This is a genomic window from Gemmatimonadales bacterium (assembly GCA_019637315.1).
Classification (GTDB): Bacteria; Gemmatimonadota; Gemmatimonadetes; order Gemmatimonadales; family GWC2-71-9; genus SHZU01.
The window spans coordinates 25,680-38,741 of the sequence record JAHBVU010000019.1 but is presented as its reverse complement, the minus strand read 5'-3'; the positions used below and the strand labels follow the sequence as shown (position 1 = coordinate 38,741).

Below are 13,062 nucleotides of genomic sequence, written 5' to 3'. Positions count from 1 at the left end.
GAATGGCATGGGTGATGGAGTGCAACCCAAAAGAGACGGTCCCGCACCAGCCGGCGCGGGACCGTTCAAAGTTACTGCAGTCGAATCAGGCCGGAAGCGCGTCGAACGTCTCTTCCATCTTTTTCCGCGCCGCCGCATCGGGCAGCCTGCCGCGTGCCGCCCCCATGTTGTCCTCGACGTACGAGACCCGACGGGTGCCCGGAATCGCAATCGTCACAGCCGGGTGCGACACCACGTACTTGAGAAAGAACTGCGGCCAGGTCTTGATGTCGAAATCGGCGGCATACCCCGGCAACGGCACGCTGGCCAGCTTCGGGAAGTTGACGCTGGCGCCCCGCCGGCCGCCGAACGGAAGGTTGATCATCACCGCCGCCCCGCGGTCCATGGCCAGGGGCAGCAGGCGGTCGGCGGCGCCCCGGTTGCCGAGCGAGTAATCGATCTGGACGATGTCGAGCTTGTGCCTGGTCAGCTCCGCAGCCAGCGCGTCATACTGCCGTTCGCTGGAGGTCGAGATGCCCAGGTGACGGATCTTACCCTGCTGTTTCCACTCCTGGAAGGCCGGCATGAGCACGTCGGTGCCGGCCAGGTTGTGGACCAGCAGGCCATCGAGCACGTTGGTCTTGAGGCGCTCGAGCGAGGTGGCAAAACCCGCCCGCCCGGTTTCGATATTGTTTTCCGGAGCCACCACCTTGGTGACGAAGAAGAGCTTGTCACGCAGCTTGAGCTCGCTCGACAGCTCGCCCAGAACCGCCTCGGACTCGCCCCTCGCATAGCCGGTTGCCGTGTCGTAGACCGACCCGCCCAACTCGACGAACCGCTTCATGGTATCACGCAGCGAGTCGCGCTGATCGGCGGCCAAGTTGTACTGGTTGGTGCCGATACCCACGACCGGGATCTTGACGCCCGAGGACGGGATCGCCTTGGTGATGAGCGGGAGCTGCTCCAGACGCGCCAGCTCTTCGGCCCAGAGGCCCCTGCTGGTCCCGGCCACCAGGCCGACACCTGTGAGCAGCCCGAACTTGACGACGTCTCGACGGGAGGGATTTGATTGGAACGACATAGACCGGCTACCTCTCGAGCGTGGGGTGGCGACGCGAAGTTGGACACATAAAAGCACTACGTCCTGCCCCCACGAAACGTTGAGGCGGCAGGTGCCCTCGGCCCTGGCCAGGGCCAGCCGCTGGCCTTGGCCTTCGGACCGGCTAGATTCAGGCACCTGCCTCGGAGCACGGATCCATGCGCTTGCTGGCCGTCACCGTTGTGAGTCTGCTCGTAACAGTCGGAGTACCAGAGCTCGGAGCGCAGCAGGAGAGTACCGCGGCCCGCGCAGCGCGGCTGTCCCGCGAGGCGGAAGCCCGCGGCCTCGCCGAGCCGTTCAAGGGCATCACTACCGACGGCACCCCGCTCACTGGCCTCTTTCCAATTCGATCGACCGGTGTCTCCACAGCTCCTGCCGTGGAGGCCGCACGCACCTTCATCAAGTCTCTGACCCCGATTCAGCAAGCCAAGACGCTCTTTGCCGACGACGACCCCGAGTGGCGTAAATGGATGAACCAGCATTTCTACGTTCGCCAGGGCGTTGGCTTCAGGGAGATGAGCGAGGCCCAGCGTGAGGCGGCCTTTGCCATGCTGGGCGCCTCGCTGAGCGCCAAGGGCCTGCGATTGAGCCGCGACATCATGCGACTCAATCACACGCTGGCGGAGCTGACGGGCAACTTCGAGGAGTACGGCGAGTGGCTCTACTGGATCACCATCATGGGCGAGCCCTCGGAAACCGAACCCTGGGGCTGGCAGCTCGACGGGCATCACCTGATCATCAACTACTTCGTCCTGGGCGACCAGGTGGTGATGACCCCGATGTTCGTCGGCTCCGAGCCTGTCACGGCGACGTCAGGCAAGTACCAGGGCGTCTCGATCCTGCAGCAGGAGCAGGACGCCGGCCTGGCCCTGGTCAATGCCCTGATGCCCGGTCAACGCAAGGCGGCGATCATCGACAGCGCCAAGGCAGGCGTCAACACGCTGACCGAGGCTTTTCGTGACAACGTCGTGCTCGACTACGCCGGTGTGTCGGCTCGTTCGTTTTCGCCCAGCCAGCGGCGTCAGCTGCTGGACCTGATCGGCCTCTACGTCGGCAACATGCGGGAAGGTCACGCCCGGGTGCGCATGGCCGAGGTCGAGGCGCACCTCGACCGGACCCATTTCGCCTGGATCGGGCCGACCGAGCCCGACGCCGTCTTCTACTACCGAATCCACAGCCCCGTCATTCTGATCGAGTTCGACCATCAGCGCCCGATTGCGCTGCGAGAGCACGGAACCGGGCCAACCCGCCACCACATTCATGCCGTGGTCCGAACCCCGAATGGCAACGACTACGGCAAGGACCTGCTCCGAGAACACCATCGCCGGCACACGCATCCGCACTGATCACGCGACACCTTCACATCCGGGAGCCGTCATGACGACCGAAGTCAGTCTCCTCGCGCAGGTCGAAGCCATGTTCGACCAGGCCGCGGCCCTGACCCCGCACGACCCGACCCTGCTGGCGCACATCAAGGCATGCAATGCCGTCTATCAGATGACCTTCCCGCTTCGTCGCGACGACGGCACGATCGAGGTGATTCACGCCTGGCGCGCGGAACACAGCCACCATCGGATGCCGACCAAGGGCGGGATCCGCTACTCGATGGCCGTCACGGCCGACGAGGTGATGGGTCTCGCGTCGCTGATGACGTTCAAGTGCGCCCTGCTGGATGTGCCCTTCGGTGGCGCCAAGGGCGGCATCCGGATTGCTCGCCACAAGTACTCGGCTGCGGAGCTCGAGCGGATAACCCGGCGCTACACCTTCGAGCTCTGGCGCAAGAACTTCATCGGACCTGGCGTGGACGTTCCGGCGCCCGACTACGGCACCAGCTCGCGCGAAATGGCCTGGATTGCCGACACCTACCGCAGCCTGAGCAATGACTTGAATGCGATGGCCTGCGTGACCGCCAAGCCTGCTTCGCAGGGTGGAATCCGGGGCCGCACCGAAGCCACCGGTCGAGGGGTGATGTTCGGCCTGCGCGAAGCCTGCAACGTCGCCGACGACATGAAGAAGCTCGGTTTGACTCCCGGGCTGGCCGGGAAGCGGGTCGTGATCCAGGGTCTCGGCAATGTGGGCTACTACGCCGCCAAGTTTCTCCAGGAGCAGGGCGCCGTGCTGGTTGGGCTGGCCGAGTATGAAGGCGCAATCAGCAACCCGAAGGGTCTCGACCTCGACCGGGTGATGCAGCACCGGAAAACCAACAAGTCGATCCTGGGTTATCCGGGGGCTCAGGATATCCCACAGTCGATCGCTGCGCTCGAACTCGACTGCGATATCCTGATCCCTGCCGCTCTCGAGAATGTGATTACCGCGGACAACGCTCCGCGCATCAAAGCCAAGATCATCGGCGAGGCGGCCAACGGACCAACCACGGCGGAGGCAGACGGCATCCTCAAAGCGCGGGGCGTCTACATCATTCCCGACTTCTATCTCAATGCCGGTGGTGTCACCGTCTCGTACTTCGAATGGCTCAAGAACCTCTCGCACGTCCGTTTCGGACGCATGCAGCGGCGCTTCGAAGAGCAATCGAACCTGGGCATCCTGAATCTGGTCCAGCAGTCGACCGGACGTGCCATCGATCAGGCCGAGCTCGATCGGATTGCCCACGGAGCAAGCGAAGAGGATCTGGTCAACTCGGGCCTGGAAGACTCCATGGCCGTAGCCTACCACCAGATTCGCGACATCCTGCTCCGGCCCAAGGGCCCGACGGACCTCCGCACCGCAGCGTTCGTGTCCGCCATCGACAAGATTGCCGTCAGCTACGAGGAACTGGGCCTCTTCCCCTAAGCCGCACGAGGATCGCCGGCCGCGGCCCGGGCAACCAGCCATGGTTGCTCGGGCCGTCCTGCATTCGAGGAGTCCAGAGGCGCCGACCGGAATCGAACCGGTGATCAGGGTTTTGCAGACCCTTGCCTTACCACTTGGCCACGGCGCCCAGTCTTACTGGTCGAGCAGACCCTCCACGATGGCGATGTACTCCCGCACCAGCGCGTCGTGATACGACCCGCTGGCTTTGGCGGCAAAGCCGCTTCGCACCGCGTGAACCCGGCCTTCCCGGTTGATGAAGAAGGTGGCGGGCCAGGTGTTCAGGTTGACGGCCTGCGGCAGCTTGGCAGCGACCTCGCCGGGCTCGCCCGCCACGAGGTACGGGTACTCGATGCCATACCTGGCGACGAACGCGCGCAGCCGGCTGAGATCCTCCAGTTCCTCCGCTTCTTCGAAGTCCAGGGCGACGACCTCGAGCCCCCGGTCCCGATAGCGCCGGTAGAGATCGGCCAGGAAGGGCGCCTCGTCGTGGCAGTTGGGGCACCAGCTGCCGGTGACATTCACCACGATGACCTTGCCGACAAAGCGGGCGTCCCGCTCCGTGACCAGCCGACCGTCGAGATCGGGAAACGCAAAGGTGAACGGCTCTTTCGGATCGCGAACCCTGGTGTGCGTCGCGACGTCGGCGGGCTCGGGGAGCCCCCGGGCACGGGCCAGCTCGGGTCGGATCGCCTCGAAGCTTCGGGGCGCTCCCCGCGGCGCATGAAGCGTCAGCCGGAGCGTGCCATCCGACTGCGGATCGATCTCGAGCCGCGCCGGACGGGTTCCGGCGAAATGGCTGAGCACGAACCTGGACCCCGTCCAGCCGCCCGTGAGAGCTCCGGCATCGCCGTCCACCCGGAGGATCGTCGCGGACAGCTGCGATCCGTCCTGCCGTACCACGAAACGCCAGGCGCGCTCGCCCTTGGCGGTTTCGACCGGCAGGTACCACTCTCCGTCGATCCGAGGGGCCCCGGCTGCGAATCGTGCCGCCTCGAGGGTCGGCGCCGCCTCGACCGGATGGTAACCGCGCCGCTCGTTGCCATAGCGACCCCGGAAGGCGCCGCCCTCGAGCACGCCTTCGAACCTCGTGGCCAGGTGGGCAAACTCGACCACGACGGAGTCGCCCTGCCGATGCACTGCCGTCGAGGTCACCGGCAGGTCGCCGTTGTAGAGCCGAACCAGCTGGCGCCCCGACTCGACGGCCCATTCGAGCGGAAAGTCGATGCGCAACGAGTCATAGCTGATCGTGCCGGTCCAGCGGCCGCTGGGCTCCTGCGCCGCGAGACCTGCCGAGCCAAGAGTCAGCAGCCCGATGGCAACCCACCCACGCGCGAGACTGCTCAGTTCCAGCATCACCGGGCTCCTGGCAGCTGCGCAACGAGGGTGGCGGTCCGGGGCGGCAGGCAGGTGGTCTCGGTGCAGGCCTGGTAGCGGACGCGCAGTTCGGCCCCGGCCTTCGATCCTCCTGAGCCAACCCGAACTGGCACCACGAATCGGGGCTCGCCGCCATAGACCTCGACCGGAATACCGAATGCCGATGTTTCCTGAACGATCGGCGTCGGACCCGTGACGGCGCCCGCCAGCACGACCGACTCGCCGCCCGGCGCGATCCGCAGGGGATAGGGCCCGCCCGATGTCTGGGTCAGCGAATACACCTTCCAGCCAGGTTCGATCGACGCCGTCACCGCAAGGGTGACCACGTCCGGGGTGCCCCCACGCGTCGGCACGATTGCCACCGACCAGCGAACCGGATCAGGGCCCTGCGCCTGAGCGCTCGACACCGCGAGCACGGACAACCAGATAACCAGCTTCAATGAGACCTGCATTGGTTCCTTCCTTACGCCGAGGTACGACCGTCCACTGACAAGTCAGGTCTCGGGCAGGCCACAACGAAAACGGCCCACCCGTGAACAGGGTGGGCCGGAAGCGATCTGACTGCGCGCCGCCGTGGCGCGATAGACTATGCTGCTATAGCCGCGCGCCGCCCCACCCGGATTCGAGGGGACAACAACAGGCGACAGTGGCGCGGACCAGCGGCATCAGCAAACTCCGAACATCAGTAGTGTCGAGGGAGGACGATAATCTGGAGACCTCGAGATTGTAAAGTGGCTCGAGGGTCCCCACACCTCGCGCCGGATCGGGGCATGACGATAACTTGCAGGATCCCAACCGCAACACCAGTCCACATCTCCACCGTGAGCCGCGACGATGCGACGATCGTTTGGCCTGATCCTCCTTGCCCTGACGCCGACCCTGATCGGCGCCCAAAGTTCACCGCGCCCCGATCGCTGGCAACCCGTGCGCGAAGCCGCCAACCGCCTGGTCGTCGAGCGCGGTGTCGCCGCCGTTGCGGTTGCCGTTGCCAAAGACGGCAAGATCGTCTGGGAGGAGGGTTTCGGTTGGGCCAACCGAGAAAAACTCATCCCGGCCACCGAGCACACCATGTTCTCGCTGGCCTCGATCTCCAAGCCGATCACGGCCACCGGCCTGATGCTTCTCGTCGACCGCGGTCAGGTGGATCTCGATCGGCCCGCCAACGACTACCTCGGCTTCGGTAAGATTACCGGTCTGGCCGGCGATGCCTCGGGTGCCACGGTCCGACGAATCCTGGCGCACACCTCGGGCCTGCCTCTTCACTACCAGTTCTTTTACGACAACGAGGCAACCCGCCGCCGCCCTTCGATGGATGAAACCGTCGGTCGCTACGGCATCCTGGTCTCCGCACCTGGCGAGACCTTCCAGTACTCGAACCTTGGCTACGGGATTCTGGACGATATCATCAGCCGGGTGTCCGGCCGCACCTACGCCGATTTCATGCGGAACGAAGTCTTCCTGCCGTTGGGACTGACCCGGACTTCGATCGATATCGCCCCCGGACTCGAGCCCTATGTCGCCGAGCGGTACTGGAGAGGCAAACCGGTGCCGTTCTACACCTTCGATCATCCGGGCGGGTCGGCCGTCTACTCCAGCGCGCACGACCTGGTGCGCTTCGGCATGTTCCACCTCAAGAACAAGCTAGCCGAGCAGCGGGCCATTCTGCCTGCATCGCGAATCGACGAGATGCAGCGCCCGGAGACACCGGCCTTTGGTTCGCACTACAGCCTGGGATGGGTCGTCGGTCAGGATCGCGGACACCGGCTGGTTCAGCACAGCGGCGGGATGCCTGGAGTCAGCACCATCCTCCACCTCTATCCGGAAGCCAACGCCGTCATCGTGGTGCTGACCAACGCGTCGGCCGCACCGTTCGGCGACGTCCTGAGCGAGGCGGCTGCCGTCATCCTGCCCGGCTACGCCGATTCGCTCAAAGCGGAGCGCGCCCGGCCCCGACCGACGCCCGCGCCAGCCGCATTCGCGCCACCGGCCGAGCTGGTCGGCACCTGGACCGGCACGCTGCGTACCTGGACCAGAACCCTTCCCTTCGAGCTGGAAGTCCGGTCATCAGGCGAAATGCAGACCCAGATCGGCGAGGCGATGCGTCCAGGCGATGACCCTTTGCTTCGCAAACAGCTCCGCGCCCTGGTCAACATGCCAAGCTACCGTGACGGCGTCCTGAGCGGCCGTTTTGCCGGCACCATTCCGACACCCGACGTCGATTGGGTGTCCCATACCGTCGCCTTCGACCTGCGTCTCGTCAATGGCGTTCTACGCGGTCAGGCCAGCGCCCAGACCGGCATCGATCCGCTCTTCTTCTCGGTTGCTTCGTATCTGGAGCTCCGCAAACGATAGCGATTGATCCGGCATCCGGTCGGCAGGCGGCAGATCCGCCTGCCACTCGAAGCGCCGGATCACCGCCCCAAAAAATGTCGCCCGCCGAACCGGATCCAGGTTCGACGGGCGACAAAGACCGAACGACGCGAATCAGGGCGTCAGCGTTTCCTTCGGCATGACCCGCGCCGCCCACAGACCCGTGTTGAAGTCCGTGAAGAGCACATGCCCTTTCCACGGCATGGCGTTCATCACGAACGACGCATTGGGCGTGAAGCCCTTCGGATCGTACGGTTTGAACACGGCAATCTCACGGCCCTGGTCGACCAGGTTGCCCATCAGCTCGCCGGAGACATCGACGACCCGCACGCCACCTTCATAGTAGGCCTGGTAGAGCACGTCGTCCTTGACGATGATGTCGTGCGCACCGAAGTCCTCGATGTGATAACGGCCCACCGGCATCGGCTTCATCGGATCGGTGAAGTCGACGATATGGACGTATCCGCCGGACGTCTGCGGTACGCCGCCCGGTGTGGTCATCTCGTTGCGATAGTTGGTGCCGGCCCAGACCCGATTGGACCGGTTCATCTCTTCGTCGCCGATGAACAGGTAGGTCCGCCCGGTCGACTCCTGGTAGTACGGGAAGATTTCGTGACCGCTGTTGACCGCGTAGGTCGTAATCAGCTTCGGATTCTGGGGCGAGCCGCCCCACTTCCCGTTGCCAACGTCGACAACCACCGTCCCCGCCCCGCCCTGCGCCGAGTAGGCAATGCCGTCCTTGACCCAGAGATCGTGAATCCGGGCATTCGGGTGGCGGTACTCGCTGACATACTTCGGCTTGTAAATGTCGCTCATGTCGATGATGACGTACTTGGCCCCGCCGGAGATGGCGTAGAGGTAGTCATCGGTGGCAAACATGTTGTGCACGCCGCCGGTGAGTTCCTGCTCGAAGGTCGACGCGACCTTGGGGTGCCGCGGATTGGCCAGATCGAGAATCACGACGCCGTTGATCCGGTTCGACGCGCCTTCACGCGCCAGCACTCCGTAGCGGCCGTCGGGTGACACCGTGACGTCGTTGATGGTGCGGGCGTCGATCTTGATCGAGTCGGTCTTGACCAGGTTATTGAGGTCCGTAATGTCGAAGACGTAGGCATAGCCGTCGCCGCCCCAGGTCCCGACCAGCGCATAGTCGCGGCCGTCCTTCCCTGCCCAGGGCCAGAGATCGGAGGTGTGCACGTGGTTGATGTTGCCACGGGCAGTGATCTGAATTGGGCGCCGGGCACTCCGCTCGACGACCTCGAGCGTCTTCTCGGCAAAGGCGGTCCCGGACCGCGCCATGACGGTGTACCGCCCCGGATGGTTCGCCGCGAAGCGTCCGAACTGAACGATGCCGGATCCACCTGGAAGCCCCGACGGCGCCACGGTGTCGGCGGGCACATAGCTGTAGCTCCAGGTGACCGGAGCGTCGGTCACGACCCGTCCTCCGGCACCCCGAGCCACGGCCTTGAGGTGGATCACGTCGCCGGTCCTGAGCGTCGAGTCGGGCAGCGAAATCTCCAGCGCCGTGACCGGATGTGCAGCAACCGTGTGCGTCAGCGTAGCCGACGCCCCGGCATCCTGTGCCGAGATCGTCACCGTGCCCGGCTTGACGCCGCGGACGTTGCCGAACCGGTCGACCGTGGCCACCGACGGGTCGGAACTGCGCCAGGTCGGGGCCAGTCCCGGTCGCTCGCTGCCGTCGGCGTGAAGGCCCCGGGCCCGGTGAGCCAGGGTCACCCCGGTGTAGAGCTTGCCCTGATCGGCCACAATCTCCAGCTTAGTGATCTGTGGCCAAGTCACGGTCACCGGGATTTCCAGCATGATCGGACTTCCGCCCGAGCCCTGGGCCGCCGCTGTCAGAGTATGAGTTCCGGCCGCCAGGGCGTGGACCATACCGTCACTGTAGGCGACCGCTCGGCGGGTGCCGAAAACCCGGACCTCCGGGTCGGCAATCTCGCGACCCTGGGCGTCATAGGCCCGGATCCGGATCCGGGTCGAGTCACCGGCCTGAATCCGCAGGGCCGTCGGCTCCGCCACCAGCTTGGCGACGGCCGGGCTCTGCGCCTGGAGGGGCGCCCCGACCAGCGGGAGGAGCAGTAACGCTGTTGGGATGGCGCCGATACGAGTTAGCTTCATGCGAATGACTCCACGACGGGTGACGGACATCCGTAAGTTTGGCGAGGAAGGTGGAACGATGCGGACGATTAGCCCTACGCGCAAGACGAGCCTTTCGTTGACCCTGGTCGGGGTGCTGGCCGGGCTGGCCGCCTTCGAGGCACCCGAGCTCGCGGCCCAGGCCGCCAAGCCGGCACCGCCCAAGGCCACCTACTGGGCCTATGTCGGCGCCGAGTCGGCCGACCTGATCCATCGGATCCGGTTTGGGCCGGACGGGGCCACGGTGGAAAAGACCATACCCGTGGGTGAGCTCGCCGCGGAGATGGAAGGCCCGCACGGCCTGGCCATTTCGCGCGACGGCAAGTACCTGCACATGACGACCGGTCATGGTTTTCCTGACGGCAAGTACTGGCGCTACGAGCTTGGTCCGGACACCCTGGTCGGTCCGGGCGTATTGCTCGGCAACTTCCCTGCCTCGATCGACATCTCGCCGGACGGACTCTACGCCCTGGCGGCGAACTTCAACTTGCACGGCGACATGGTGCCCTCGACCTTCTCGGTGGTCTACACGCCGACTCACACCGAGGTCACCCGGATCATCACCTGCACCATGCCCCACGGCAGCCGGATCGATCCGAGCGGCCGCTTTCATTACTCGGGCTGCATGATGGACGATCAGCTGGTCGAGATCGACACCCGCAAGTTTGCAGTCTCCCGCCGGTTCTCGGTGGCCAAGGGGAAGGAAGGTCCCCTGCCCGTCGACGATCGCGGCGCGATGGCTGCGCATATGCACAGCGGGCATGCCCCGGCCCGACCCGGCACCGAAGTCGACCCCGCCGATGTCGGCTACCGCGGCATGCGCCACGCGATGGAACCGCAGAGTTGCTCACCCACCTGGGCGCAGCCGTCGGCGGATGGAGCCCGGATCTATGTGGCCTGCAACAAGTCGGATGAGATTCTGGAAGTCGACCACGGCGCGTGGGCCGTGAGCCGCCGTTTTGCTGCCGGTCGCGGGCCGTACAACCTCGCCACCTCGCCCGACGGCAAGCTGCTGGTGATCACGCTCAAGCAGGGCAACGGCGTCGAAGTCGTCGACCTCACCACCGGCAAGCAGGTCGGCAAGTTTACCAGTTCGACGACGGTAACCCATGGCGTCGTCATCACCCCGGACTCCCGCTACGCCTTCGTGAGCAACGAGGGCAAAGGCGCCGAGCCTGGCAAGGTCGACATCTACGACCTGCAGGCGCTCGCGAAGGTCGCTACCGTCGACGTCGGGCAGCAGGCGGGCGGCATCGCGTTCTGGAAGATGGAGCCGGCCGCCGGCAAGTAACCTGCTCGGCACCGCGGCACCGTCGCGGCACCCGGTTCTGGTCGCGAACGGCGGGCCCAACGAGTGGCCCGCCGTTCTGTTTCACCTCGGTTGGAGTATTCTCGCATGCGCATCGCCCCGTTCGGTCGTCGGCTCGGAGCAGCCTTGCTGCTCGCCACTGGACCCGCCTGCCTCGCTGCGCAGGCAAGCTTCGACGTGACCGAGCGCTCCGCCCGCGAGTTGCAAGCCGCTCTCCAGGCCGGCACAGTGACCTCGGTAGCCCTGGTCGATGCCTACCTGGCGCGGATCGCAGCCTACGATGTCGGCGGCCCCGGCCTCAACAGCGTGATTCGTCAGAGCGCCTCCGCCCGCACCGACGCCGCCCGACTCGACGCCGAGCGACGCGCCGGGCGGGTGCGCGGACCCCTGCACGGCATTCCGATTCTTCTCAAAGACAACTTCGACACGGCCGACGCGCCAACCAGCGGGTCCTCGCTGGCGCTCGCAACGCTCCGGCCGGGGGCCGACGCGTTCGTGGTGCAACGCCTCCGTGAGGCCGGCGCCATCATTCTCGGCAAGACCAACATGCACGAGTTGGCCGCCGGGATCACCTCGATCTCGTCGCTGGGCGGCCAGACCCGCAATCCGTACGACCCGCGCCGCTGCCCCGGCGGCTCGAGCGGCGGAACCGGTGTCGCCATTGCGGCGAGCTTTGCCGCCATCGGCTGGGGCAGCGATACCTGCGGATCGATCCGGATCCCGGCGGCTTACAACAGCCTGTTCGGGCTTCGGCCGACGCAGGGTCTGGTCAGCCGATCGGGGGTCCAGCCACTCTCGCACACCCAGGATATTGCCGGCCCCCTGGCCCGCACCGCTGCGGACCTGGCGATTGCCCTCGAGGTCAGTGTCGGCTACGACCCGGCCGACCCGACCACGGCATCGCTCGCCAATCGCCCGCCGTTCCGCTTCCTGGCGGCGGTCGACTCGGCCAGCTTGCGCGGCGTGCGACTCGGCATGCTGACCGCCCTGATCGAAGCTGCCGACGCCGATATCCGCGACACTGTGCGCGCCGCGGCTGCGGCCATGGCGCAGCATGGCGCCGAGCTGGTCCCGGTCGCGATTCCGGAGCTCGATGGCCTGCTGCGAGCCTCCGGCGTGCTCAACTACGAAACCAAGTTCGACCTGGCAGAGTACCTGAGCCGCGTGCCGGGCGCCCCGGTTGCGAGCCTGAGCGAAATCCTCGACCGCGGTCTCTACCATGACGCGCTCGATGCCCGCTTCCGCCGCGCCGATACCGTTTCGTCGCCGAACAGCGAACCCTATCGTCAGACGCTGGCTGGGCGCGCGGTGCTGCGGGAGCGCCTCGTGGCCGTCCTCGACAGCCTCAAGCTCGACGCCCTGGTCTATCCAACCATGCAGCGACGACCCGTCCTCGTCGGCGATCCGCAACTCGGGGGCACCTGTCAGCTCAGTGCCAACTCGGGGATGCCGGCCCTGAGTGCGCCGGCCGGCTTCACGGCGGACGGGCTTCCGGTTGCCTACGAAATGCTCGGCCGCCCGTACGATGATGTCCGACTCGTAGCCATTGCGGCCGCCTTTGAGCGGGTCGGGCCGCGCCGACGGCCGCCACCCAATACGCCCCCGCTGGTCCGCGGACGCGCGCCAGCCGCGCAGAGGTTTACGGTTCGCGGCGGCAACGGTTCGGGTCGCACGGTCGGGGAGTTCAGCTTCGAGCCAAGCACGGGAGACCTGCGCTATCGGGTCCGGGTGACTGGCGTGCCGGCCGACCAGGTGAACGCTGTGGTGCTCCGGCGTAACAGCGGCGGTACGCCGGGCCCGGTCATCGAACGGCTGGTGCGTCCCGGCACGCTGACCGGCGAAGGCGTGCTGACACTGGTCGGCGTCAATCGGTCGGCGCTCGACGCGGGTCAGCTCTCGATCGAGCTCTTCACGACGGAGGCACCCTCGGGCACGGCCGCAGCCACGCTGTCCGCTCGCTAGGAGC

General features: G+C 66.0%; 9 protein-coding genes and 1 tRNA gene. 5 read left to right on the top strand and 5 right to left on the bottom strand.

Annotated features, from left to right (window positions below; all coding sequences use genetic code 11):
* Positions 1 to 85 precede the first annotated feature (85 nt).
* On the bottom strand, positions 86 to 1,060 hold the full coding sequence (locus KF785_14790; protein ID MBX3148029.1) for an aldo/keto reductase: 975 nt from the start codon (positions 1,058 to 1,060) through the stop codon (positions 86 to 88).
* A 176-nt stretch (positions 1,061 to 1,236) separates the two neighbouring features.
* On the opposite strand from KF785_14790, the gene KF785_14785 reads away from it, so the two are divergent.
* Entirely contained in the window at positions 1,237 to 2,424 is a 1,188-nt protein-coding gene (locus KF785_14785; protein MBX3148028.1) for a DUF3500 domain-containing protein, read from the top strand.
* A gap of 31 nt (positions 2,425 to 2,455) precedes the next feature.
* Entirely contained in the window at positions 2,456 to 3,868 is a 1,413-nt protein-coding gene (locus KF785_14780; protein ID MBX3148027.1) for a Glu/Leu/Phe/Val dehydrogenase, read from the top strand.
* A 77-nt stretch (positions 3,869 to 3,945) separates the two neighbouring features.
* On the opposite strand, the gene KF785_14775 is transcribed toward KF785_14780, so the two are convergent.
* The 3 genes from KF785_14775 to KF785_14765 all read right to left on the bottom strand — a co-directional run bounded on the left by KF785_14775 (position 3,946) and on the right by KF785_14765 (position 5,715).
* A tRNA-Cys gene (locus KF785_14775) sits at positions 3,946 to 4,016 on the bottom strand.
* Between the two features lie 5 nt (positions 4,017 to 4,021).
* A complete protein-coding gene (locus tag KF785_14770) occupies positions 4,022 to 5,242 on the bottom strand; it encodes a TlpA family protein disulfide reductase (protein ID MBX3148026.1) in 1,221 nt (406 codons plus the stop codon).
* Complete coding sequence (locus tag KF785_14765) at positions 5,242 to 5,715, bottom strand: hypothetical protein (GenBank protein ID MBX3148025.1); 474 nt, start codon at positions 5,713 to 5,715, stop codon at positions 5,242 to 5,244. The genes KF785_14770 and KF785_14765 overlap by 1 nt, the downstream gene beginning before the upstream one ends.
* A 382-nt stretch (positions 5,716 to 6,097) precedes the next feature.
* Between KF785_14765 and KF785_14760 the strand changes: the two genes are divergently transcribed.
* Complete coding sequence (locus KF785_14760) at positions 6,098 to 7,615, top strand: beta-lactamase family protein (GenBank protein ID MBX3148024.1); 1,518 nt, start codon at positions 6,098 to 6,100, stop codon at positions 7,613 to 7,615.
* A 132-nt stretch (positions 7,616 to 7,747) separates the two neighbouring features.
* Here the strand turns inward: KF785_14760 and KF785_14755 are convergent, their stop codons facing one another.
* Entirely contained in the window at positions 7,748 to 9,769 is a 2,022-nt protein-coding gene (locus tag KF785_14755; protein ID MBX3148023.1) for an Ig-like domain-containing protein, read from the bottom strand.
* Positions 9,770 to 9,827: 58 nt separating this feature from the next.
* Between KF785_14755 and KF785_14750 the strand changes: the two genes are divergently transcribed.
* Both KF785_14750 and KF785_14745 read left to right on the top strand, forming a co-directional pair.
* The gene (locus KF785_14750; protein MBX3148022.1) at positions 9,828 to 11,078 is read left to right on the top strand and encodes a hypothetical protein; all 1,251 of its coding nucleotides are present in this window, start codon (positions 9,828 to 9,830) and stop codon (positions 11,076 to 11,078) included.
* A 105-nt stretch (positions 11,079 to 11,183) separates the two neighbouring features.
* Entirely contained in the window at positions 11,184 to 13,058 is a 1,875-nt protein-coding gene (locus KF785_14745; protein MBX3148021.1) for an amidase, read from the top strand.
* Positions 13,059 to 13,062: the final 4 nt, after the last annotated feature.